This is a genomic window from Paraburkholderia sp. GAS206C (assembly GCF_050435645.1).
GTDB classification, from domain to species: Bacteria; Pseudomonadota; Gammaproteobacteria; order Burkholderiales; family Burkholderiaceae; genus Paraburkholderia; species Paraburkholderia phenazinium_B.
The window spans coordinates 42,533-64,730 of record NZ_JBNDKR010000002.1 but is presented as its reverse complement, the minus strand read 5'-3'; the positions used below and the strand labels follow the sequence as shown (position 1 = coordinate 64,730).

The 22,198-nt window shown below is 62.3% G+C and carries 23 protein-coding genes; 12 read left to right on the top strand and 11 right to left on the bottom strand.

The window, feature by feature from the left end:
- The first annotated feature begins 20 nt into the window (after window positions 1-20).
- From sugE to P3T20_RS04670, 5 genes are all read left to right on the top strand, one after another.
- Complete coding sequence (gene sugE / locus P3T20_RS04690) at window positions 21-341, top strand: quaternary ammonium compound efflux SMR transporter SugE (RefSeq protein WP_074265335.1); 321 nt, start codon at window positions 21-23, stop codon at window positions 339-341.
- A 226-nt stretch (window positions 342-567) separates the two neighbouring features.
- Window positions 568-1,179, top strand: a complete 612-nt coding sequence (locus P3T20_RS04685) for a DUF4126 domain-containing protein (protein ID WP_074265334.1) — start codon at window positions 568-570, stop codon at window positions 1,177-1,179.
- Between the two features lie 101 nt (window positions 1,180-1,280).
- Window positions 1,281-3,770, top strand: coding sequence for an ABC transporter permease (locus tag P3T20_RS04680; RefSeq protein ID WP_429286662.1), 2,490 nt, complete (start codon window positions 1,281-1,283; stop codon window positions 3,768-3,770).
- Between the two features lie 64 nt (window positions 3,771-3,834).
- A complete protein-coding gene (locus tag P3T20_RS04675; protein WP_074265332.1) occupies window positions 3,835-4,245 on the top strand; it encodes a group II truncated hemoglobin in 411 nt (136 codons plus the stop codon).
- Between the two features lie 22 nt (window positions 4,246-4,267).
- Window positions 4,268-4,906 (top strand): DUF924 family protein, encoded by a 639-nt coding sequence (locus tag P3T20_RS04670; protein WP_429286226.1) that lies wholly within the window; start codon window positions 4,268-4,270, stop codon window positions 4,904-4,906.
- A gap of 49 nt (window positions 4,907-4,955) precedes the next feature.
- On the opposite strand, the gene P3T20_RS04665 is transcribed toward P3T20_RS04670, so the two are convergent.
- The 10 genes from P3T20_RS04665 to P3T20_RS04620 form a co-directional block, all read right to left on the bottom strand.
- Window positions 4,956-5,702 carry an SDR family oxidoreductase gene (locus tag P3T20_RS04665; RefSeq protein ID WP_429286225.1) on the bottom strand — a complete coding sequence of 249 codons (747 nt, stop codon included), beginning with the start codon at window positions 5,700-5,702 and terminating at the stop codon, window positions 4,956-4,958.
- A gap of 53 nt (window positions 5,703-5,755) precedes the next feature.
- Window positions 5,756-6,340, bottom strand: a complete 585-nt coding sequence (locus P3T20_RS04660; RefSeq protein ID WP_429286224.1) for a TIGR00730 family Rossman fold protein — start codon at window positions 6,338-6,340, stop codon at window positions 5,756-5,758.
- Window positions 6,341-6,342: 2 nt separating this feature from the next.
- Window positions 6,343-7,068, bottom strand: coding sequence for a TetR/AcrR family transcriptional regulator (locus P3T20_RS04655; protein WP_074265328.1), 726 nt, complete (start codon window positions 7,066-7,068; stop codon window positions 6,343-6,345).
- A gap of 172 nt (window positions 7,069-7,240) precedes the next feature.
- Window positions 7,241-7,939 carry a diacylglycerol kinase gene (locus P3T20_RS04650; RefSeq protein WP_429286223.1) on the bottom strand — a complete coding sequence of 233 codons (699 nt, stop codon included), beginning with the start codon at window positions 7,937-7,939 and terminating at the stop codon, window positions 7,241-7,243.
- Window positions 7,940-7,959: 20 nt separating this feature from the next.
- Window positions 7,960-8,991, bottom strand: a complete 1,032-nt coding sequence (locus P3T20_RS04645) for a glycosyltransferase family 4 protein (protein WP_074265327.1) — start codon at window positions 8,989-8,991, stop codon at window positions 7,960-7,962.
- Window positions 8,992-9,047: 56 nt separating this feature from the next.
- Window positions 9,048-9,992 carry a UDP-2,3-diacylglucosamine diphosphatase gene (locus P3T20_RS04640; protein ID WP_429286222.1) on the bottom strand — a complete coding sequence of 315 codons (945 nt, stop codon included), beginning with the start codon at window positions 9,990-9,992 and terminating at the stop codon, window positions 9,048-9,050.
- Window positions 9,993-10,070: 78 nt separating this feature from the next.
- Window positions 10,071-10,601: an RDD family protein gene (locus P3T20_RS04635; protein WP_429286661.1), complete on the bottom strand. Its 531-nt coding sequence runs from the start codon at window positions 10,599-10,601 to the stop codon at window positions 10,071-10,073.
- A 66-nt stretch (window positions 10,602-10,667) separates the two neighbouring features.
- On the bottom strand, window positions 10,668-11,438 hold the full coding sequence (locus P3T20_RS04630) for a DUF3106 domain-containing protein (protein WP_074265325.1): 771 nt from the start codon (window positions 11,436-11,438) through the stop codon (window positions 10,668-10,670).
- 16 nt (window positions 11,439-11,454) lie between these two features.
- Entirely contained in the window at window positions 11,455-11,889 is a 435-nt protein-coding gene (locus tag P3T20_RS04625) for a DUF3619 family protein (RefSeq protein ID WP_074265324.1), read from the bottom strand.
- Window positions 11,886-12,449 (bottom strand): RNA polymerase sigma factor, encoded by a 564-nt coding sequence (locus P3T20_RS04620; protein ID WP_074265323.1) that lies wholly within the window; start codon window positions 12,447-12,449, stop codon window positions 11,886-11,888. The genes P3T20_RS04625 and P3T20_RS04620 overlap by 4 nt, the downstream gene beginning before the upstream one ends.
- 353 nt (window positions 12,450-12,802) lie before the next feature.
- On the opposite strand from P3T20_RS04620, the gene P3T20_RS04615 reads away from it, so the two are divergent.
- From P3T20_RS04615 to P3T20_RS04590, 6 genes are all read left to right on the top strand, one after another.
- Window positions 12,803-14,569, top strand: coding sequence for an acetolactate synthase 3 catalytic subunit (locus tag P3T20_RS04615; RefSeq protein ID WP_074265322.1), 1,767 nt, complete (start codon window positions 12,803-12,805; stop codon window positions 14,567-14,569).
- Window positions 14,570-14,683: 114 nt separating this feature from the next.
- The gene (gene ilvN / locus P3T20_RS04610; protein ID WP_074265321.1) at window positions 14,684-15,175 is read left to right on the top strand and encodes an acetolactate synthase small subunit; all 492 of its coding nucleotides are present in this window, start codon (window positions 14,684-14,686) and stop codon (window positions 15,173-15,175) included.
- A gap of 111 nt (window positions 15,176-15,286) precedes the next feature.
- On the top strand, window positions 15,287-16,303 hold the full coding sequence (gene ilvC, locus P3T20_RS04605) for a ketol-acid reductoisomerase (RefSeq protein WP_074265320.1): 1,017 nt from the start codon (window positions 15,287-15,289) through the stop codon (window positions 16,301-16,303).
- A gap of 131 nt (window positions 16,304-16,434) precedes the next feature.
- Entirely contained in the window at window positions 16,435-17,079 is a 645-nt protein-coding gene (locus P3T20_RS04600; RefSeq protein ID WP_074265319.1) for a phosphatidylserine decarboxylase, read from the top strand.
- Window positions 17,080-17,103: 24 nt separating this feature from the next.
- Window positions 17,104-17,973 carry a CDP-diacylglycerol--serine O-phosphatidyltransferase gene (gene pssA / locus P3T20_RS04595; RefSeq protein WP_074265318.1) on the top strand — a complete coding sequence of 290 codons (870 nt, stop codon included), beginning with the start codon at window positions 17,104-17,106 and terminating at the stop codon, window positions 17,971-17,973.
- Window positions 17,974-18,407: 434 nt separating this feature from the next.
- A complete protein-coding gene (locus P3T20_RS04590) occupies window positions 18,408-19,961 on the top strand; it encodes a 2-isopropylmalate synthase (protein ID WP_074265317.1) in 1,554 nt (517 codons plus the stop codon).
- Between the two features lie 119 nt (window positions 19,962-20,080).
- Here the strand turns inward: P3T20_RS04590 and P3T20_RS04585 are convergent, their stop codons facing one another.
- A complete protein-coding gene (locus P3T20_RS04585) occupies window positions 20,081-20,641 on the bottom strand; it encodes a hypothetical protein (RefSeq protein WP_174567516.1) in 561 nt (186 codons plus the stop codon).
- Window positions 20,642-20,845: 204 nt separating this feature from the next.
- Here P3T20_RS04585 and P3T20_RS04580 point away from each other — a divergent pair, with 204 nt between their 5' ends.
- On the top strand, window positions 20,846-22,153 hold the full coding sequence (locus tag P3T20_RS04580; RefSeq protein WP_429286221.1) for a branched-chain amino acid ABC transporter substrate-binding protein: 1,308 nt from the start codon (window positions 20,846-20,848) through the stop codon (window positions 22,151-22,153).
- Window positions 22,154-22,198: the final 45 nt, after the last annotated feature.

The window sequence follows — 22,198 nt, the reverse complement described above, 5'->3', positions numbered from 1 at the left end:
CTGAATCATGGAGTCGTTTCATGTCCTGGTTTCTTCTGCTGATTGCCGGTTTGCTCGAAGTCGCTTGGGCGGCCGGTCTCAAGACCTCCGAAGGCTTTACCAAGCTGTGGCCGTCTGTGTTCACGGTCGTGACTTCCCTCGGCAGCTTTGCGCTGCTCGCCATCGCCATGCGCCAGTTGCCGCTCGGCACCGCCTACGCGGTGTGGACCGGAATCGGCGCGGTGGGCGCGTTTATTTTTGGCATCGTCATAATGGGCGAAGCGTTGACGGTGGCGCGGGTGGCCAGCGCGTCCCTGATTGTGATCGGCCTGATCGGACTCAAACTCTCCTCCGGCCATTAAAACGGCCCCCTGACTGCTCGTTTTGCAGTCTATAGCCGGTTTTCGCGGATACTAGAGCCTGAAATTGCAGTCTGCTCTGCGGTCTGCGAATTAACGTGGCTATAATGAAGTCGATCTCAATTTAATCTGTCCCGCGCCCGGCTTGGCGTGGGTCTGACAGCTTCGCTGCAGCGGGTGTCCGCAGTGGCAGAAGCGCCCGGCACGCGCAACGTGCCTGGAGGCTGCCATGCTTGAACCTCTCTCGCTAGCGGCGGGCCTGTCCTGGGGCAGTGGCCTCCGTCTCTATCTGACCGTCCTGTTAGCCGGCGTGTTTGCGCGCCTCGGTCTCGTCCATCTTCCCGATACCTTGTCCGTGCTGGCCTCGCCATGGGTGATCGGGGTGGCGGCTGTGCTGACGGTCACCGAGTTTCTGGCCGACAAGATTCCTGCTTTCGATTCCCTCTGGGACGCGATTCACACCTTTATCCGGATTCCCGCCGGTGCCGTGCTGGCTGCCGGTGCGCTCGGCCATGCCGATCCGGCGCTGCTGACCGTGGCGGCGCTCGCCGGCGGTACGTTGGCCGGTACCGCGCATCTCGCGAAGGCTGGTACGCGCGCGCTGATCAACCTCTCGCCTGAGCCGGTTTCGAACATCGTGACCTCGACCGCCGAGGATGGGCTCGTGTTCGGCGGTTTGTTGCTGGCGCTCTTCGTCCCGGTGCTGTTCCTGCTGCTGATGGTCGGCTTTCTGATGCTGGCGGCCTGGGTGTTGCCGCGTCTGTGGCGCGGCGTGCAGGGCGGCTTTCGCGGCATGGCGACCCATATGGTGTCGCGCTTCGCCAGGAGTCGGCACGATTGAGCGATTCGGCACGAGTATCGCCGGCGCCGCCAGCGGCCGTCGTCCGCGCCGCGCCGGGGCGTCGTTTTAGCGGGGGCGATCTGGTGCGTCAGGCCGTGCGGATGACCGCCCGCGACTGGCGCGCAGGCGAGTTGACGATGCTGCTGCTGGCGCTGGTGCTGGCCGTGGCGGCCCTCTCGAGCGTCGGCTTTCTCGCCGACCGATTACATCTGGGGCTTGAGCGCGATGCGCGGCGAATGATCGGCGCCGACTTCATCGTGCGCTCCGATCATCCCGTCGATCCGCAATTCAGCACCGAGGCCAAATCGCTTGGCCTGCAGATGGCGAACACCGCCATTTTCCCCAGCATGATCAGTACGATGGGCGCCCAGCCGGTCTCGCGGCTGGCGGCGCTCAAAGCCGTTACATCGGCGTATCCGCTGCGTGGCGCGCTGCGCATTACGACTGCGCCGAACGCGCCCGATCACGAGGCGCGAGGGATTCCCGCGCCCGGCACGGTGTGGGTCGATCAGGCGCTGCTCGACGCGTTGAAGGTGCATGTCGGCGATACGGTGAGGGTCGGCAACCGCACGTTCACGATCGCCGCGATCATCACGCGTGAACTGGACCGCGGCTTCGGCTTTGTCAATTTTTCGCCACGGTTGATGCTGCGTGACGATGAGCTCAAGTCCACCGGTTTGATCGTGTTCGGCAGCCGCGTGACGTACCGGTTGCTGGTGGCGGGTGCGCGCCCGGCGGTGGAGAAGTTTGCGGCTTTCTCTCATGCTCGCGTCGATGACGGCAAGATGCGCGGCGTCGCCCTCGAATCGCTGAAGGACGGTCAGCCGCAGGTGCGCGAAACGCTCGATCGCGCGGGACATTTTCTGACCCTGGTGTCGCTGCTCACCGCGATGCTGGCGGCGGTCGCGATTGCGATGGCTTCGCACCGCTACATGCGGCGCCATCTCGATGGCTGCGCGGCGATGCGCTGTCTCGGTGTCAGTCAGCGCACGCTGCGTTCGCTATTTCTGCTGGAGTTTCTTGGACTCGGCCTGCTTGGCGGAGCAATCGGCGTGCTGCTTGGCTATGCGGGACATCTGGCGTTGCTGAGCTGGCTGGGCACGTTGATCGACGTAGTGCTGCCGTATCCGGGCGCGTGGCCCGCGGTCGAGGGGATTGCGGCAGGTCTCGTGCTGCTGCTCGGCTTCGCGTTGCCGCCGTTGTTGCCGTTGACGCGTGTGCCGCCGGTGCGCGTGCTGCGCCGCGAATGGGGCGAGGAGGCGCGCACGGCATGGGCCGCGTATGCCCTGGGAATCGTGCTGTTCGCCGCACTGCTGATCGTGGCGGCCGGCGAAGTAAAGCTGGGAGGGATCGTCGCTGGCGGCTTTGCCGGCGGCCTGCTGGTTTTTGCCTTGATCGCCCGTCTCGCGTTGTGGGGCGCCGCGCGCATCGTGCGGAGCGAACGCGTCAATGCCGGCATTGGCTGGCGCTATGCGCTGGCCTCGCTCGAGCGGCGCAGCAGCGCCAGCGCGTTGCAGATCACGGCACTCGGTATCGGCCTCATGTGTCTGCTGTTGATTGCAATGACACGCAACGATCTGGTGGACGGCTGGCGCAAATCGACGCCGCCCGACGCACCCAACCGGTTCATCATCGACATCCAGCCCGACCAGCGTGCAGGGGTGACGCAGTACCTCAAGAGCCACGACGTGACCGATGCGGCGCTCTCGCCGATGGTGCGCGGGCGGCTGATTGCGATCAACGGCAAGCCCATCAATCCGGACCAGTACAAGAGCGATGATGCCAAGCGCCTCGTCGACCGCGAATTCAACCTGTCGTACACGACGAGTCTGCCCGACGACAACCGGATCGTCGCGGGTAAGTGGTACGGCGACACGAAGGCGCCGCAGATTTCGATCGAGGAAGGACTCGCGAAAACGATCCACGTGAAGGCTGGCGACACGCTGCGCTTCGACGTAACCGGTTTGCAGATCGACGCGCCGGTAACGAGCATCCGCAAGCTCGACTGGGGTTCGTTCAAGGTCAACTTTTTCGTGTTGATGCCGCCTGCTGCGTTGCAGGATTTCCCGGCCAGCTTCATCACGAGTTTCCACTTGCCGCCTGAGAAGAGCGCGACGATCGATGGTCTGATCGGTGCGTATCCGAATCTCACGGCCATCGATGTGGGCCCGATTCTCGCGCAGATGCAACGCATGCTGGAGCAGGTGATCGGCGCGGTGCAGTTCCTGTTTGCCTTCACGCTCGCCGCGGGTGTGCTGGTGCTGTACGCGGCGCTCGCGGGCACGCGCGACGAGCGTATGCGAGAATCCGCGCTGCTGCGCGCGCTCGGTGCGTCGCATCGGCAGGTGCGCGCCGTGCAGGTGGCGGAGTTCGTCGCGGTAGGGGCGCTGGCCGGGCTGATGGCGGCGGCAGGCGCTGAAGTGGTGGGTTGGCAACTCGCGACGCGGGTGTTTTTCTTCTACCTGAACTTCGACCCATGGCTGCTGCCTGCCGGTATCGCAGCAGGCATCGCTTGCGCGGGTGTCGGCGGCTGGTTGAGCCTGCGTCATGTGCTGGCCCGTCCCGCGTTGCAATCGCTGCGTGATGCGTGATACCTGAGCGGCAGTAACCGGGTAGTTCTTTCTTCGATTCCTTTTGCAGATAGCAGTTGACCGTATGACCGATCCGATCAACGAAGCGCCGGCGCAACCGACGGCCTTCGAACTGGTGGGCGGCGAGACGCGCGTGCGCGAACTCATCGACCGTTTCTACGACCTGATGGACCTCGAGCCCGAATTCGCGGGGATCCGCGCGCTGCATCCGCCGACCCTCGACGGCTCGCGCGACAAGTTCTTCTGGTTCCTATGCGGCTGGCTCGGTGGCCCGGACCATTACATCAGCCGCTTCGGCCATCCGCGTCTGCGTGCCCGGCATCTGCCGTTTGCGATTGCTTCGAGTGAGCGCGATCAGTGGCTGCGGTGTATGGCGTGGGCGATGCAGGACGTGGGACTGGACGAGCCGCTGCGTGAGCGCCTGCTGCACTCGTTCTTTGATACCGCCGACTGGATGCGGAATCGGCCGGATTGATGGGGAAGGGGAGACACGTCAGATGAGCGGGCTGTCTGGTTCCGTTGCCTATGACGCCGCAGCCGATTACGCCGCGCTCGACGAGCGGGCGCGGGTGGTGCTGGACTCTTGGTTTGGCGCGCCGGATTCCGTTACGTATGGGCAGGACAGAAAGCTGTGGTTCAAGCGCGATGCCGCGTTCGACGCCATGCTGCACGAGCGCTTCGGTGAACTGCTCGAGCTCGCTGCGCAGGGGGCCCTGGACGCGTGGGCCGTTACACCGCTTGGGGGTCTTGCGCTCGTTATCGTGCTCGATCAGTTTTCACGCAATCTATATCGCGGAACAGCGCGAGCATTCGCTGGCGATGCGCATGCGCTGAGGATTGCCAGGCAAATGATCGCAAACGGTGCCGACCAGCTTCTGCCGACCCTGCTTCATCGTGCCTTTGCTTATTTGCCGTTCGAGCACGACGAGTCGCTTGCCAGCCAGCGTGAATCGCTGCGGCTGTTCAAACCGTTCGAAGCGCAGCCGAAGAGAATCGCAAGTTACTACCAGGCCGCAGTCAGACACGCGGCGGTCATCGAACGGTTTGGGCGGTTTCCACATCGCAACGCGGCGTTGGGACGTGTGTCTACCGAAGAAGAGCAGGATTTCCTGCGCAAACCGGGATCGTCGTTCTGAGGAGCGCGTGCTGTGCCCAGGTTATCGAGCGCGGCAGGCGAACGAAAAATCAGCGTCCGCCGGCTATATCAAGCACTGCGCCGGTCACATACGAAGCCGCATCGCTCAGCAGCCAGACGATGCCTTCCGCGACTTCATCGGCGCTGCCGGGACGACCCAGCGGCGTCTGCGAGCCAAGCACCGCGGCGCGGTCCGGACGCCCACCGCTGGCATGGATCTCGGTATCGATCAGACCAGGCCGCACCGCGTTCACGCGTATCCCTTGCGGGCCGAGTTCCTTGGAGAGGCCAATCGTCATCGTGTCGATGGCGCCTTTCGAGCCCGCGTAATCGACGTACTCGTTCGGCGCCCCGAGACGCGCGGCGGCCGAAGAGAGATTGACGATCACACCACCTTGGCCGCCGCGGTCCTTCGACATCCGGCGGGCAGCTTCCCGGGCGCAAAGATAAGCACCGAGAACGTTGACGTCGAACATGCGCTGCAGGCGTGCCACATCCATATCGGCCAGCGGCATGCCGGGCGCGACGATGCCCGCGTTGTTCACCAGTGCATCGATGCGGCCAAATGCCTCAACGACCGCATCGAACATTCCAATCACGTCTGCTTCGCTCGTCACGTCGCCTTTGATCACGCGGGCATGGCCGCCAGCCCGCACGACCTCCGCCGCGGTTTCCTGCGCGGCGTTTTCGTTGCTAGCGTAGTTCACACCGACCGACCAGCCGCGTGCGCCCAGCAAACGCGCTGTCGCGCGGCCGATGCCGCGGCTTGCGCCCGTGATCAGAACGACCTTCGTCATGAATGACTGCCCCTGTAAGCGGTAAGCGGTAAGCGTCGTGCGGCCTGCGGCGCTCAAACTGCGTCGCGGTTTTCGGCCCATTTGTCTTTCGGCGGCGACTGATAACCGCGCAGCCTGGCGATCAACGCCGCCGGGTCTGAATCGACCTGCAGGATGTCGTGATAGGTCTGGCGCATGAAGCCTTCCTGCACCGTATGCTCGAGCATCGCGATCAGCGGGTCGTAGTAGCCGTCTATGTTGAGCAGTGCCACCGGCTTCTGGTGATAGCCGAGTTGCGCCCACGTATAGGCTTCGAACAGTTCTTCGAGCGTCCCCACGCCGCCGGGCATCGCAACGAACGCATCCGACAGGTCCGCCATCATCTTCTTGCGCTGGTGCATGTCGGGCACCACGTGCAATTCGGTCAGACCGTTGTGGCCGACTTCCTTGTTGACGAGCAGCTCTGGAATCACGCCGATGGCGCGGCCGCCGGCCTCCATCACCGCGTCGGCAATCGTGCCCATCAGGCCGACCTTGCCACCGCCATAGACGAGCGCCAGGTCCGCAGCGACCAGAGCCCGGCCGAAGCTGCGGGCGGCCTCGGCGTAGAGGGGTTTGGCTCCGTTAGAAGAGCCGCAGTACACACATACCGCCTTCATGTTCAAACGTCCTTCGGTTCGTTGCGCGGCGTGGCGCCTTCTTTTTGCGGCAGGTAGTCGTAGAACTCGCGCTTGGGTAGTTTGCCCGAAATCAGATCGTCGAACAGTTGCCGCGAGCGGCCACGCAGATACGGCGCCATCAGCGAAACGATCTGCACGCTGACCTGATGCAATTCAGCGCGAATCGCTTCCTGCTCGTTGTATTTGCGCGGGTTCATCACGAACTGGTACGACAGCCAATAAGTGCCGATTACGCCGACGTTGGTGGCGATCACGTTCAGTTCATCCGGCGTCGCCACCATTTCGCCGTCTGCGACGAGTTGATCGCAGAACTGGCTGGCAAAGCGCACCTTATGGCTGATGATCTGCTTGAAGTGCGTCTCGAGCGTGCGGTTGCGCGCCAGCAGATCGTTGAGGTCGCGATATAGGAAGCGATAGCGCCATGTGAAATCGACCATGTACTGCAGATAGGACCACATCTCGTCGATCGTCGCGCGGTGATCGTCCGGAAAGCGCAGACGCTTTTCGATCTCCTGCTCGAACTGGCTGAAGATGCTGTTGATGATGTCGTCTTTGTTGCGGAAGTGGTAGTACAGATTGCCCGGACTGATTTCCATTTCCTCGGCGATCGTCGTCGTGGTGACGTTCGGCTCGCCGATTTCGTTGAATAGCTTCAACGACAGTTCGAGAATCCGTTCGCGGGTGCGGCGGGGAGGTTTTGCTTCCATGTCGTCCGGCCCTGGTAGCGCCGGGCCGGCCGCGCAGCGCTGTGCCGCTGCTGCCTGCTAACCCTGACGCGGTTGGTATATTTCGAGACTATCGAACGATTATAAACCGACCGTTCTGATACCCAAGCCAAAGTCAGGGTTTTCACGCCGTGGTCGCATGCGCAGCGCGAGGCTAGAGCCACGCGCCGATCCAATGCACCAATAATGGGCCGACAATCAGCACCCACGTCATCAGACACATACCGAGCGCCACCATCACGGCCGCGCTGCCGAGATCCTTGGCGCGCCGCGACAACTCGTGCCGTTCGAGCGAGATACGGTCAATAGCGGCCTCGACGCTCGAATTCAGCAGTTCGACGATCAGCACCAGCAGCACCGAGCCGAGCAGCAGCACGCGGCTCACCGGATCGACGGGGACGATCACGCCGCAGGGCACGAGGATGGCTGCCAACGTCAGTTCCTGGCGGAACGCGCTTTCTTCGCGGATTGCGACCTGAAAGCCTGCCAGCGAGTTTTTCATCGCGTGCCATGCACGTGTCACGCCGCGATTGCCTTTGTACGGGTTGAACGGCAATGGCGCGAGGGGATCGTCCGGACCGAGCGGCTCATGGGCTTCAGCGTGCGCGTCGTGAGCAGCGTCTGTCGCGGCAGCGGACTGTCGTGCTTGGCCACGGGTCTGCGCGTCGTTTGCAGAATGTGAATTCGGTTGCAGCGAAGGGCCAGGCCCGCGGCGCAGCGATGCGCCGTCCGTCGCTTGCGGCGCGCTCGCTTCGTGGACGTCGTCGAACGGATCGATACCGGTCCGATCCGTTTCGACGGAGTGCAGCGTGTCGTGCGGTGCACGACGGGCGCTGGAGGGTCTTGCTCGCATGGGCGGCTTGGCGGAGCGCGTCACGCGGCCGCGCTCTCCTCGCTGAACGTAGGCCGCGGCAGCGGCTTCAGATGCGCGGCGAACTGCTCGGAAGCGGCGGTCCACGAAAAGCGCTCGGCCCATGCGCGAGCATGATTGCGGTCGATTTTCAGCGCTTCGAGGCAGGCCTCGCGCAGATCTTCGTTCATCGCGCCGGCGCCGCCGTCGCCAAGCACGTCGATCGGGCCGGTGACCGGGTAAGCGGCGACCGGCGTGCCGCAGGCGAGCGCTTCGAGCAGCACGAGGCCGAACGTATCGGTGCGGCTCGGGAACACGAACACGTCAGCCGCGGCGTACACCTTGGCGAGTTCCGCCTGGGTCAGCACGCCCAGATAGTTCACCGTCGGATAGCGCGACTTCAGTTCGGCGAGCGCCGGGCCTTCGCCGGCCACCCACTTCGAACCCGGCAGATCGAGCTTGAGAAACGCTTCGACGTTCTTCTCGACGGCTACGCGGCCGACGTACAGAAAGATCGGCCGTGCCGTATTGAGCACCTTCGAATCCATCTGATGAAAGATGTCGAGGTCGACACCGCGCGTCCACAGCACCACGTTCGTGAAGCCGAATTTTTCGAGGTCGGTCTTGACGACCGGCGTCGGCGCCATCACGGCCAGCGACGCCTTGTGGAACCAGTGCAGGAACTTGTAGGTTGCGGCGAGCGGAATGCCGAAACGGGCCTGCACGTATTCGGGAAAGCGCGTGTGATACGCCGTCGTGAAGGGCAGCTTATGCTTGATCGCGTAAGCTCGCGCGGCCATGCCGAGCGGGCCTTCGGTGGCGATGTGCAGTGCGTCCGGGGCGAAACCGTCGATGCGTTCGTGGAGCTTGCGCTTCGGGAACAGCGAGAGGCGGATTTCAGGGTAAGTCGGACACGGGATCGTCTTGAATTCGAGCGGCGTCAACAGGTCGACACGGTGGCCAAGCGCGGTGAGTTCGCGGGTCGTGTTCTTCAGCGTGCGTACCACGCCGTTGACCTGCGGCTCCCATGCATCGGTGACGATCATGATCTTCATCGGTTTTGGCCCAGTAGAAGTTAAAAGTGATGACGCGAGGGACTGCTAATTGGCCACTAGGCGGTCGCGCGGGCCTTTTGCGGACGCACTTCCGGCGCACGCATCACGGTCCAGTAGATCACCTTGAGTTCACCTTCGAAGGTCTCGACGAGCGCCGACAGGCTTTCGACCCAGTCACCGTCGTTGCAATACAGCACGCCGTCGATATCGCGAATCTCCGCCTTGTGGATGTGTCCGCAGACCACGCCGTCGCAACCGCGGCGACGCGCTTCATCGGTCATCACACGTTCGAACGAGGAGATGAAATTCACCGCGTTCTTCACCTGATGCTTGAGGTACTGCGACAGCGACCAGTACTGGAAGCCGAGACGGCTGCGGATCCGGTTGAACCAGCGGTTCAGCACGAGGATCACCGTGTAGAGCGTGTCGCCGAGGTAGGCGAGCCACTTCGCATGCTGGATCACGCCGTCGAACAGGTCGCCATGAACGATCCACAGGCGCTTGCCGACGAGCGTGGTGTGAAACGCTTCGCCGCGCACATGGATGTCGCCGAACGCGAGGTCGCAGAACTGGCGCGCGGCTTCGTCGTGATTGCCGGGGATGTAGACGACCTGGGTGCCTTTACGGGCTTTACGCAGGATTTTCTGCACGACGTCGTTGTGCGCCTGCGGCCAGTACCAGCCTTTTTTCAACTGCCAGCCGTCGATGATGTCGCCGACCAGGTACAGGTACTCCGAGTCGTTGTGACGCAGAAAGTCGAGCAGATACGACGCCTGGCAACCACTCGAACCCAGATGGATATCGGACAGCCAGATCGTGCGGTAGCGGTGCGGCTCCTCATGGTCATCGTCCTGATGGCCAGGTTGCGGTTCCGAGGAGAGCGGTGGCAGTGGGATCGGCAGGCCGTCACCGAAGGAGGCAGAGTCCGGCCGGAAAGCGACGGGGTCGACGCTCGGGCCAGTCTGGCGGAACAAGGAAGTCGCGGACGTTTTGGGGTCCATGGCTCACGCGTCGAGTTGCAGTGCCCGTATTGCGCCATCCGCGTGTGACTGTGCCGTGACAGTCACGAGAACTTCTTATTACGCGGAAGGCGCGGCGGCAACGACGATGCGTGTTCCGGCGAGCCGGTCGTGCAGAAACTGGCGGCTCGCGCCGAGGCGCCCAGTGGCGGCCCATAGGACGAACCAGACTGCGGCAATCATCAGCGTGTGCGGCAGCGAGAGGCCGAGCAGGGGATGCAGCGCAAGCGGGGGCAGAAACCACAGCCAGGCCAGCAGATAGCGCAGGACGGCCCGTGGCGCGGACAGCGGCGAGCCGTTGGCGGCGACTACGCGCAGCCGCCAGGTTTTCATGGGTAGGGTTTGTCCGCTGTGGGTCCAAAACCACACAAAGTACAGACCGACCACGAAACCGATCCATGCGGCCATGATGTTGTGATGGGTCAGGCCGTTGCGTTGCTGCGTCAATGTGCTGAAAAGATATCCGGCGATGAACACCACACCGAACAGGATGACGCCCTCATAGAGCATCGTTGCGAGCCGGCGCCGCACCGACGGCGTGGCCGGTAACGGAGCCGCGGGCGGTAGGGTCGTGGCAAGCGGATCGGACACGTTGGGCGCGGTGGGCACGTTCATATGTGGGAGACAGGAGCCGAGGCCGGATCGGGCGCGCCGTGCTCAGGAGCCGCCGTTGTAAATCGACGGTGTTTCGCGTGGCATGATCGGCGCCGGAGTCGGCGCGGGCACCGGCGGGACAAGGCTGCCGGAGGGCGGCAGCGCAGGCGCGACCGGCAGTGCGCCGCCGGTCGCCGACGCGCTGGCCGTGGCCACGACACCGCTCGCGGCCCGTTCGCGGCCGTTGACGAGGCGTTCGATGTCTTTTAGCTCACTTTTGCCGGTGGGCGGAGCGCTCACGACCGTTGGCCGCCGCTTGCGCTCGCTCGCCGCGAGCCGCTCTTTCTGCTCTTCAGGTAACTGCTGATACGCCTTCCAGGCCTTCTGGCGGGCTTCCCGCGGCAGTTCCTTCGAAACCTGATAGTTTTCCCGCGCGACGCGACGCTGGTCCGGCGTCAGGCGGACCCATTCGGTCATGCGGTCGTGCAAGCCTTTTTGTTGTTCAGGCGTCAACTTCGAGTAACGTGAGGCGATCTTGATCCATTTTCGCTTACGTTCGACGCTGAAGGTATCCCACACGTCGGCAAATGGCGCCAGGGCGACGTGCTCGGCATCGGAGAGACGCGACCATGACAGCGGGCTGCTGTTGCTGGCCAGTCCCGGAATTTCAACGCCCAATGCCGGGGTAGCAGGCTTGGCGGGCGAACCGCCAGCAGCCGTCGGCGCCGCAACAGTCGAGGCGCTCGGGTAGAAGCGCGGATAAGTGGCGGCAAATGACACGAGGGCCGCAATGGCACACCCGAAAACAACGGCGAGGCCGCGCTTGTAACTCACCCGAAGAGTCTCCCGCTTAGTGCGCGCGCGACAGATACGCGTTGAAGCCGTGATCGAGGTATGCGTTGAGCGGCAGATCGTCACTCAGCATTGCGGCGTCAATATCGGCGAGTTCAGCGGTGCGTTGCTGGTCTTCCCAGTAGGCGATCGCCACGAGGCTGACCACGAGCGCCGCCAGCGGCCAGGCAAGCGCGAAGCGGCGCAGCGGCGAACGGCGGCGGTGCGGGGCTTCGGCCTGCGGCATGCCGGACAGCGCACCGGCAGCGCCGGCGAAGGCGGGCACGAACACGGGCGCGCTCACTGGCTCGGGCTTCTTGCGGGCGAGCGCAGCGCGGCGCGCCACGGCGAGCCGGTCAACGGCGGCGGGGGAAATACTGGCGGCGTTTTCGTCGAGCGCGCGGCGTACTTGCCGCGCGAATTCGAGTTCTTTTGTATCGAGAGAGGAGCTCATAGCGTGATTCCTTTGGCCTTGAGCGCTTGTGCCAGCGTATGCGTGGCTCGCGAACAGTGTGTTTTTACACTGCCCTCGGAGCAGCCCATCGCAGCAGCAGTCTCGGCGACATCCATATCTTCCCAATAACGCATGAGAAACGCCTCCCGTTGACGTGCCGGTAATTTTTGGATCTCGTCGTCAATCAACTGTAAGACTTGTTCGCGCTCGAGCTTCTGTTCATTGCTCTCGGCGCCGACGGAGCCCTCTTGTGCTTCGAATGTCTCCAGCGGGTCGAATTCGTCATCCTCGGAGTTCCCGAGCGACGAGAAGAGACTGACCCAAGTATTGCGCACTTTCTGCCGACGAAAAAAGTCGTGCATCGCATTCTGCAGAATACGCTGAAACAGCAGCGGAAGTTCAGCTGCTGGTCGGTCGCCGTATTTTTCGGCGAGCTTGATCATCGCGTCTTGCACGATGTCGAGCGAGGCGTCGTCGTCCCGCACGGCGTAGACCGTCTGCTTGAACGCGCGCCTTTCGACGCCCGCCAGAAAATCGGCGAGTTCCTTGTCTGATGCCATCCGTTGGGGGTCGGCGCAGCGAGCGTGCGCGTAATCGATCGAAATTGTCGTAAAACTGGCGGATGCTAACAAACTTTCGCCCCGCTGGGGAAAAACACGAAGCCCTATCGATGCCTGCGACAGCCTTTTGTCCTGTTTTGACCATCCTGGGACGGATGGCGCGGAAATATTTTCTTGACCATCTCGCCGTCAGCAGATATCTTCGACGGTTCGCAACATAAGTGACTTGTCTCATTTGAGGTGTGGCCCAAGAAGCTCACCTGTCAAAGTGGACGCGCCGCTTGAACCCGAGCCACAAGCCCGGCAGAGAGCACCCGATCAATTTTTTGCCGAAAATTCGAAAGGTGATTGTGATGAATATGCCCAGCGCGGAATTCTCCACGTCGGATACGACTCCCCATCGCGAAACTGACTCCTCGATTGGCGCCACCGTGCTCATGCGCGCATTGGCCGACGAAGACGTCGAGTTTGTCTGGGGCTATCCTGGCGGCTCGGTACTCTACATCTACGACGAGCTGTACAAGCAGGACAAATTCCAGCACATCCTCGTGCGCCACGAACAAGCCGCTGTCCATGCCGCAGACGCGTATTCGCGTTCCACGGGCAAGGTCGGCGTGTGTCTCGTGACCTCTGGCCCCGGCGTCACCAATGCGGTGACCGGCATCGCGACCGCCTACATGGATTCGATTCCTCTGGTGGTGATCAGCGGCCAGGTGCCTACAGCCGCCATCGGCCAGGATGCGTTCCAGGAGTGCGATACGGTCGGCATCACGCGTCCGTGCGTGAAGCACAACTTCCTCGTGAAGGACGTGCGCGATCTCGCCGCCGTCGTCAAGAAAGCGTTCTACATTGCCCGTACCGGCCGGCCCGGCCCGGTGCTGATCGACATTCCTAAAGACGTGTCGAAAGCGCCTTGCCAGTACGAACCGCTGAAGAGCGTTTCGCTGCGCTCGTATAACCCGGTGACGAAGGGCCACTCGGGCCAGATCCGCAAGGCCGTGTCCTTGCTGCTCGGCGCGAAGCGTCCGTATATCTACACCGGTGGCGGCATCATCCTGGCGGATGCGTCGCGTGAACTGAACCAGTTCGCCGATCTGCTCGGCTACCCTGTCACCAACACGTTGATGGGTCTGGGCGGCTATCGCGCGAGCGACAGGAAATTCCTCGGCATGCTCGGCATGCACGGTACCTACGAAGCCAACATGGCCATGCAGAACTGCGACGTTCTGATCGCCATTGGTGCGCGCTTCGACGACCGTGTGATCGGCGACCCGGCGCATTTTTCGTCGGTGCCGCGCAAGATCATCCATATCGACATCGATCCTTCCTCCATCTCCAAACGCGTCAAGGTCGACATTCCGATCGTGGGCGACGTCAAGGAAGTGCTGAAGGAACTGATCGAGCAGTTGCAGACGGCCGAGCATGGCCCGGACACCGCGGCGCTCGCCTCCTGGTGGAAGGACATCGAAGCCTGGCGCGCCAAAGACTGTCTGAAGTTCGACCGCAAGAGCGACATCATCAAGCCGCAGTACGTGGTGGAAAAGGCGTATGAACTCACCGACGGCAATGCCTTCGTGTGTTCGGACGTCGGCCAGCACCAGATGTGGGCGGCACAGTTCTATCGCTTCAACAAGCCGCGCCGCTGGATCAATTCCGGTGGTCTCGGCACGATGGGCTTCGGCCTGCCGGCTGCGATGGGCGTGAAGATGGCGCATCCGGACGACGACGTGCTCTGTATCACGGGCGAAGGCTCGATCCAGATGTGCATCCAGGAACTCTCGACCTGCAAGCAGTACGAAACGCCGATCAAGATCATTTCGCTGAACAACCGCTATCTGGGCATGGTGCGCCAGTGGCAGCAGATCGAATACAGCAAGCGCTATTCGCATTCGTACATGGATGCGCTGCCGGATTTCGTGAAGCTCGCCGAAGCATACGGCCATGTCGGCATGCGGATTGAGAGGACAGCGGATGTCGAGCCAGCGCTGAAGGAAGCGCTGCGCCTGAAGGATCGCACCGTGTTTCTCGACTTCCAGACCGATCCGACCGAAAACGTCTGGCCGATGGTTCAGGCCGGCAAGGGCATCACTGAGATGCTGCTCGGGGCGGAAGATCTATAACGACGGTTCTGTAGCGCCGGCTTCTTTCTGCGCGCCTCCACAAAAGGCGAGGGCGAACGAAGCGGCGCGAACCGGCTCGCATACGTCGACAAAACATCTGGAAGAAGCGAAATCATGAGACATATTATTTCCGTCCTGCTGGAAAACGAACCGGGCGCGCTCTCGCGCGTGGTCGGCCTCTTTTCCGCACGCGGGTACAACATTGAAACCTTGACGGTGGCCCCGACCGAAGACCATTCGCTGTCGCGCATGACCATCGTTTCCATTGGCTCGGATGACGTGATCGAACAGATCACGAAGCATTTGAACCGCCTGATCGAGGTGGTGAAAGTGGTCGACCTGACCGAGGGCGCCCATATCGAGCGCGAGCTGATGTTGATCAAGGTAAGGGCGGTCGGCAAGGAACGTGAAGAGATGAAACGGATGTCGGATATTTTCCGCGGCCGCATCATCGACGTCACCGAAAAGACCTATACGATCGAACTGACGGGCGCGAGCAACAAGCTCGATGCCTTCATTGAAGGGCTCGACGCCACCGCGATTCTCGAAACGGTCCGCACGGGCAGCTCGGGGATCGGTCGCGGCGAACGCATTCTGAAGGTTTGACGCCGGCTTGTATCGATCGAGGCCGGGCAGTGCCTGCACCCACCCGGCCATGCAATACATTCGCACTATTTGAATTTCACCGATTTCACTGAATTTAGCCAAGGAACAGACATGAAAGTTTTCTACGACAAAGACGCTGACCTTTCCCTCATCAAGGGCAAGCAAGTCACCATCATCGGCTACGGCTCGCAAGGCCATGCTCACGCGCTGAACCTGAAGGAAAGCGGCGTGAAGATCACGGTCGGTCTGCGCAAGGGCGGCGCATCGTGGAGCAAGGCGGAGAACGCCGGCCTGCAGGTCAAGGAAGTGGCGGAAGCCGTGAAGGGCGCAGACGTCGTCATGATGCTGCTGCCGGACGAGCAGATCGCCGAAGTCTATGCCAAGGAAGTGCACGCCAACATCAAGGAAGGCGCAGCGCTGGCCTTCGCACACGGCTTTAACGTGCATTACGGCCAGGTGATCCCGCGTGCGGATCTGGACGTCATCATGATCGCGCCGAAGGCTCCGGGCCACACGGTGCGCAGCACCTACTCGCAAGGTGGCGGCGTGCCCCACCTGATCGCGGTTGCGCAGAACAAGTCGGGCGCAGCACGTGACATCGCGCTGTCGTACGCAGCAGCGAACGGCGGCGGCCGTGCCGGCGTCATCGAAACGAACTTCCGCGAAGAAACCGAAACCGACCTGTTCGGCGAACAGGCGGTTCTGTGCGGCGGTACGGTCGACCTGATCAAGGCTGGCTTCGAAACGCTGGTGGAAGCGGGCTACGCGCCGGAAATGGCGTACTTCGAATGCCTGCACGAACTGAAGCTGATCGTCGACCTGATCTATGAAGGCGGCATCGCCAACATGAACTACTCGATCTCGAACAACGCCGAATACGGCGAGTACGTGACGGGTCCGAAGATCGTGACGGCTGAAACGAAGAAGGCCATGAAGCAGGTGCTGACCGACATTCAGACGGGCGAGTACGCCAAGAGCTTCATCATCGAAAACAAGGCTGGCGCACCGACGCTGCAATCGCGCCGCCGTCTGACGGCTGAACACCAGATCGAAACGGTCGGTGCAAAGCTGCGTTCGATGATGCCGTGGATCGCCGCGAACAAGCTGGTCGACCAGTCGAAGAACTAAGCTAGCTGTCGTTCCTGACCGGCGCGGCGCTTTTACGAAAGGCGCCGGTCATGCAAAAAGCCGCCCAAGGGTGCTGAACCCTGGGCGGCTTTTGCTATCCTACGGTTTTACAAAAATACAGAAGCCAATCCATGAATTACCCTCATCCGATCATCGCGCGCGAAGGCTGGCCATTTATTGCCATCGCGGCCGTCGTTGCGTTGTTGATCCAAGCCTTCGCGGGATTCGGCTTTGCCTGGCTGTTCTGGCTGCTGCTCATCTTCGTCGTGCAGTTCTTCCGCGATCCGGCTCGTCCTATCCCCACGCAACCCAATGCCGTGCTGTGCCCGGCTGACGGACGCATCGTTGCAGTCGAAACGACGCACGATCCGTATGCGAACCGTGAAGCGCTGAAAATCAGCGTGTTCATGAACGTGTTCAATGTGCACTCGCAACGCTCCCCGGTGGACGGTGCGATTTCGAAGGTCGAATATTTCCCGGGCGCCTACCTGAATGCCGCGGTGGACAAGGCTTCGACCGAAAACGAACGCAACGCGCTGGTAATCGAAACGGCCAGCGGCCATACCGTGACCTCGGTGCAGATCGCGGGTCTCATCGCTCGCCGTATTCTTTGCTATGTGCGCTCCGGCGAGCCGCTCACGCGCGGTCAACGTTACGGGTTTATCCGCTTCGGCTCGCGTGTCGACGTGTATCTGCCGGTGGGCAGCCGTCCGCGGGTGTCGATTGGCGAGAAGGTTTCGGCATCGTCGACCATTCTTGCCGAACTCGAACTATAAAGCGGCACAAGGGAGGTTTTTCCGATGGCCGCATTCAAGCGTCGTCCCCGTAACACGGCTGCACCGCAGCCGCGGCCGTTCCGCCGTAACAAGCCGATGGTGCAGGACGCAGTGCCGATCGACAGCCGCCGCGCAGCGCGCCAGCAGTTTCTGAGAAAGCGCGGCATTTACCTGCTGCCTAATGCGTTCACCACCGCGGCGCTGTTCTGCGGCTTCTTCGCAGTCGTGCAGGCCATGAACGTGCGCTTCGAAGTCGCCGCGATTGCGATTTTCGTCGCCATGGTGCTCGACGGCATGGACGGCCGCGTCGCACGGATGACGCATACGCAAAGCGCCTTCGGCGAACAGTTCGATAGCCTCTCGGACATGGTGTCGTTCGGCGTCGCGCCGGCGCTCGTCATGTACGAATGGGTGCTGAAGGACCTGGGGCGCTGGGGTTGGCTCGCGGCGTTCGTCTACTGCTCGGGCGCAGCGCTGCGTCTGGCGCGGTTCAACACCAACATCGGCGTGGTCGACAAACGCTTCTTCCAGGGCATGCCGAGCCCAGCAGCGGCGGCGCTGATCGCGGGTTTCGTGTGGCTCGCCACCGATAACCGCGTGCCCGTCAAGCTGGTCTGGCTGCCGTGGGTCGCCTTCGTGCTAACCATCTATGCCGGCGTGACGATGGTGTCGAACGCGCCGTTCTACAGCGGCAAGGCGCTCGACGTGAGGCACCGTGTGCCGTTCGGCGTGATCCTGCTGGTGGTGATGGCCTTCGTGCTGGTGTCGTCCGACCCGCCGCTGATGCTGTTTGGACTGTTTGTGCTGTATGGCCTGTCGGGTTATGTGTTCTGGGGCTACCAGGCGTTGCGGGGCAGGGCCAATCCGGCTCGCTCGGTGCAGCGCGAGCGCTGACAGAACTCCGACACTTGCGCTGACGTGCCAAGTGAGCGCGGCTTGGTTGCAAGCCTGCGCCCGGTTCAGCGCGGTGCTTTCTGCGTCCTGTTACGATCGAAACGGTGGCCTTCCGGCTGCCGTTTTTCTTTGGCGGACACGCTGTGCGGCAGACGCCCCGCCAGGCGCGGACGCCGCCGCAGCATCAGGTTCCGAGCCAATTGCACGATTTTCCGAATGCCGCTATAGTCTACGGATGGTTACCCCACAGTTCTCCTTCCAGTCTCTTCAAGCCGGTGCGCTTCTATGCGTGCTAGCGCTAGCGCGTCTACCGCGCTGATCGTTTTCGCCCTCCGTCTGCCTCGTTCGTTGTTTGGCGTCGCCTGCGGTGGCGCAAACACCCGAATTTCGTTTTCCGACTCCCTATTTGACCGAATCCTCCCAGGAGACCCGAGATGGCAGACAAACTGATCATTTTCGACACGACGTTGCGCGATGGCGAGCAATCGCCCGGTGCGTCGATGACGAAGGAAGAAAAAATCCGCATCGCCAAGCAGTTGGAGCGCATGAAGGTGGACGTCATCGAAGCCGGCTTTGCGGCCAGCTCGAACGGCGACTTCGATGCGATCCAGACGATCGCTTCGATGATCAAGGACAGCACGGTCTGCTCGCTCGCCCGCGCCAACGACAAGGATATTCAGCGCGCTGCCGATGCGCTGAAACCCGCCGATCACTTCCGCATCCACACGTTCATTGCAACGTCGCCGCTGCATATGGAAAAGAAGCTGCGCATGACGCCTGACCAGGTGTTCGAGCAGGCAAAGCTGGCGGTGCGTTTTGCGCGCAAGTTCACCAATGACGTGGAATTCTCGCCGGAAGACGGCAGCCGCTCGGACATGGATTTCCTGTGCCGGGTGCTGGAAGCAGTGATTGCAGAAGGCGCCACCACGATCAATATCGCGGATACGGTGGGTTACGGCGTGCCGGAACTGTACGGCCAGCTCGTCAAGACGCTGCGCGAACGGATTCCGAATTCGGACAAGGCGGTGTTCTCCGTGCATTGTCATAACGACCTCGGCATGGCCGTGGCGAATTCGCTGGCGGGTGTTCAGATTGGCGGCGCGCGTCAGGTGGAATGCACGATCAACGGTCTCGGCGAGCGCGCGGGCAACACCTCGCTCGAAGAAATCGTGATGGCCGTGAAGACCCGCAAGGATTATTTCGGCCTCGAACTCGGCATCGACACGACGCAGATCGTGCCGGCCTCGAAGCTGGTGTCGCAGATTACCGGTTTCGTGGTGCAGCCGAACAAGGCTGTGGTTGGTGCGAATGCATTTGCGCACGCGTCGGGCATCCACCAGGACGGCGTGCTGAAGGCGCGCGACACCTACGAAATCATGCGTGCCGAAGATGTGGGCTGGAGCGCGAACAAGATCGTGCTCGGCAAGCTCTCGGGCCGCAATGCGTTCAAGCAGCGTCTGCAGGAACTGGGCGTTTCGCTGGAGAGCGAAGGCGAGTTGAATACGGCATTCGCGCGTTTCAAGGAACTCGCCGATCGCAAGTCGGAGATTTTCGACGAAGACATTATCTCGATCGTCACCGAAGAATCGGCCGAGGCGCAGCAGAAAGAGCACTACCAGTTCCTGTCGCTGTCGCAGCATTCGGAAACGGGCGAGCAGCCGCATGCGCGTATCGTGTTCACTGTCGAAGGCAAGGAAGTGACCGGCGAAGCGCGCGGCAACGGCCCCGTGGACGCCACGCTCAACGCGATCGAAACGGAAGTCGGCAGCGGCTCCGAGCTATTGCTGTATTCGGTGAACGCGATTACGACCGGTACCCAGGCGCAAGGCGAAGTGACCGTGCGACTGTCGAAGAGCGGACGCATCGTGAACGGCGTGGGCACCGATCCGGATATCGTCGCGGCATCTGCGAAAGCCTATATCTCGGCGCTCAACAAACTGTATTCGAACGTCGACAAGCTCAATCCGCAGCGTTCGGAAGGCGTGTAAGGCCGGCGGCGCGACCCGCACCACGGCTCACAAAAAAGGCCCTCGCCGCACAATGGCGAGGGCCTTGTTGCATCTGGCTTGTGGTTCAGGCTTTAGGCTTCTGTGCGTGAGCCACGTGCTCAGAAGAAACTGCGGCGATCCGGATCGTGCAGCGGATCAGGCGATTTCTGCGTGGTCCTCAAGATGCCCTGATCGTCGAAATAGAAGCTGTACATCATGTACCAGACGTTGTCTTCCAGGTAGCGATAGGTCCAGACCTCGCGTTTCATCAGCGGGTAGTACGACGTTTCTTCCGGACGACCGAAATTCACCAGCACGTCGCTCTTGGTCCACTTGCCGATGTCGGCCTTGTAGAACTCGTTGGGCTGCAGGACCTGGCGCACGCTGACGATCTTGCCGGAGCCGTCGATATCCGCGGCGGTGGTAGTTTCACCCATCGGCTGGGTGGGCCACATCAGACGTTTGCCGCCGTTGGGCAGGTCGTAGACTTCGCGCGGTGGGCCGAGCTTGGCGACGATGGTGGATTCGTCCGCTCCCTGCTGGAATTGCTGCCACGGCTGCACGCAGCCCGCGAGCAGCAGCGCGCCGAGGCTGGCGAGCGCCGCGCGCCGCAGATGCCCGTGCCGCTGCCGTGCCGACCCGATGGTCGAGGCAAACGCGGATGTGAGGCGGGTAAGCATGAATTCCTCCGATAGCATTGGATGGCGGTTTTTATTCTCGATACGCAATATTTTGACACGCCCGCAGTTCCTCGACGTATCAAGGCGGTGAAGCCGCACTGCAGTTATCCCTGCAGTTATCCCGTTAACGAGCGGCCGCACTTGCTTATTCCACGCCGTGCGCCCTATGATCCGCGCTTCGGACGATTCAGAGGAGCGCTGCGCATGACGGCGAAGTGGGGGCGCGTCGCAGCGGCGGCGCTGGCGGCGGTAGTGATGACAGCGGCGCAGGCGGCCGTGCAGGTTGCCAATGCGCCGGGGGCACAGTCGAGCCCGGCGCCGGGCGGCACGCCGATCCAGCTCGCGCTGATCGAAGGGATGTCCGGTCCGTTCGCGAACGCCGGGGCGGCGGTCGAGCGCAATCTGCGCTTCGGCGTCGAAACGGTGAATGCGCATGGCGGCGTCAAACTGGCCGACGGCGCGCATCCGCTCGAACTCGTCGTGCTGGACAGCAAGGGCAGTCCCGAGGAGGCGCTGCTGCAGCTGCGCGCGGCCGCGGACCGCCATATCGGCTATATCCTGCAGGGCAACAGTTCGGCGGTGGCGGCGGCGCTGATCGGCGCGATCGACAAGCAGAACAGCCGCGAGCCCGGCAACCGTGAGCTGTTTCTCAACTACTCCGCCGACGATCCCGCGCTAACCAACGCGGCTTGCAGTTTCTGGCACTTCCGTTTCGACGCGCACGCGGGTATGCGCATGGATGCGCTCGCCGATGTGATTCAGCGCGACCCGTCGGTCAAGAAGGTCTACCTGCTGAACCAGGACTACAGTTTTGGCCACGATGTCAGCGCGCTCGCCCGTTCATCGCTGGCGGCGAGACGCCCGGATATTGCGATTGTCGGCGACGAATTTCACCCGATTGGCCGCGTGAAGGATTTTGCGCCGTATATCTCCAAGATCCGCGCCAGCGGGGCCGATGCGGTTGTGACGGGTAACTGGGGCAACGATCTGACGCTGCTCGTCAAAGCGGCCCGCGAGCAGGGTCTCGATACCAAGTTCTATACCTTCTACGGCAACAGCCTCGGTGCGCCGGCCGCGCTCGGCGACGCTGGCGTCAAGCGCGTGATCGCGGTGGCCGACTGGCACCCGAACGCGGGCGGTGACGCCTCAGATGCCTGGTACAAGGCCTTCCGCGCCCGCTACCCGGCCGCGCAGGACGACTACCCGGTGTTACGCATGGAACTGCTGGTCGAAATCCTCGCCGCGGCCATGAATAAAGCCGGCAGCGCACAGCCTGAGAAGGTCGCGAAGGCTCTGGAGGGGATGAAGTTCGATAACGGCTTCCACCCGTCGTGGATGCGCGCCGACGATCATCAAATGATCCAGCCCCTTTACGTGATGGAAATGGACAAGGCCGGCACGCCCGGCGTGCGCTTTGACAACGAGGGTTCGGGTTATGGCTTTCGCACGGTGCTGGCGCTGCCGCCCGAGCGCACCGTCCCACCGACCACCTGCCGGATGACGCGGCCATAGGCAGGCCGTTGAGCGCGTGCCTGAACTGGCACCCGCACAACCGGT

Coding starts and splice junctions, on each gene's coding strand:
- sugE (WP_074265335.1), top strand. CDS start 21: ATGTCCTGGTTTCTTCTGCTGATTGCCGGTTTGCTCGAAGTCGCTTGG.
- P3T20_RS04685 (WP_074265334.1), top strand. CDS start 568: ATGCTTGAACCTCTCTCGCTAGCGGCGGGCCTGTCCTGGGGCAGTGGC.
- P3T20_RS04680 (WP_429286662.1), top strand. CDS start 1,281: ATGACCGCCCGCGACTGGCGCGCAGGCGAGTTGACGATGCTGCTGCTG.
- P3T20_RS04675 (WP_074265332.1), top strand. CDS start 3,835: ATGACCGATCCGATCAACGAAGCGCCGGCGCAACCGACGGCCTTCGAA.
- P3T20_RS04670 (WP_429286226.1), top strand. CDS start 4,268: ATGAGCGGGCTGTCTGGTTCCGTTGCCTATGACGCCGCAGCCGATTAC.
- P3T20_RS04665 (WP_429286225.1), bottom strand. CDS start 5,702: ATGACGAAGGTCGTTCTGATCACGGGCGCAAGCCGCGGCATCGGCCGC.
- P3T20_RS04660 (WP_429286224.1), bottom strand. CDS start 6,340: ATGAAGGCGGTATGTGTGTACTGCGGCTCTTCTAACGGAGCCAAACCC.
- P3T20_RS04655 (WP_074265328.1), bottom strand. CDS start 7,068: ATGGAAGCAAAACCTCCCCGCCGCACCCGCGAACGGATTCTCGAACTG.
- P3T20_RS04650 (WP_429286223.1), bottom strand. CDS start 7,939: ATGCGAGCAAGACCCTCCAGCGCCCGTCGTGCACCGCACGACACGCTG.
- P3T20_RS04645 (WP_074265327.1), bottom strand. CDS start 8,991: ATGAAGATCATGATCGTCACCGATGCATGGGAGCCGCAGGTCAACGGC.
- P3T20_RS04640 (WP_429286222.1), bottom strand. CDS start 9,992: ATGGACCCCAAAACGTCCGCGACTTCCTTGTTCCGCCAGACTGGCCCG.
- P3T20_RS04625 (WP_074265324.1), bottom strand. CDS start 11,889: ATGAGCTCCTCTCTCGATACAAAAGAACTCGAATTCGCGCGGCAAGTA.
- P3T20_RS04620 (WP_074265323.1), bottom strand. CDS start 12,449: ATGGCATCAGACAAGGAACTCGCCGATTTTCTGGCGGGCGTCGAAAGG.
- P3T20_RS04615 (WP_074265322.1), top strand. CDS start 12,803: ATGAATATGCCCAGCGCGGAATTCTCCACGTCGGATACGACTCCCCAT.
- ilvN (WP_074265321.1), top strand. CDS start 14,684: ATGAGACATATTATTTCCGTCCTGCTGGAAAACGAACCGGGCGCGCTC.
- ilvC (WP_074265320.1), top strand. CDS start 15,287: ATGAAAGTTTTCTACGACAAAGACGCTGACCTTTCCCTCATCAAGGGC.
- P3T20_RS04600 (WP_074265319.1), top strand. CDS start 16,435: ATGAATTACCCTCATCCGATCATCGCGCGCGAAGGCTGGCCATTTATT.
- pssA (WP_074265318.1), top strand. CDS start 17,104: ATGGCCGCATTCAAGCGTCGTCCCCGTAACACGGCTGCACCGCAGCCG.
- P3T20_RS04590 (WP_074265317.1), top strand. CDS start 18,408: ATGGCAGACAAACTGATCATTTTCGACACGACGTTGCGCGATGGCGAG.
- P3T20_RS04585 (WP_174567516.1), bottom strand. CDS start 20,641: ATGCTTACCCGCCTCACATCCGCGTTTGCCTCGACCATCGGGTCGGCA.
- P3T20_RS04580 (WP_429286221.1), top strand. CDS start 20,846: ATGACGGCGAAGTGGGGGCGCGTCGCAGCGGCGGCGCTGGCGGCGGTA.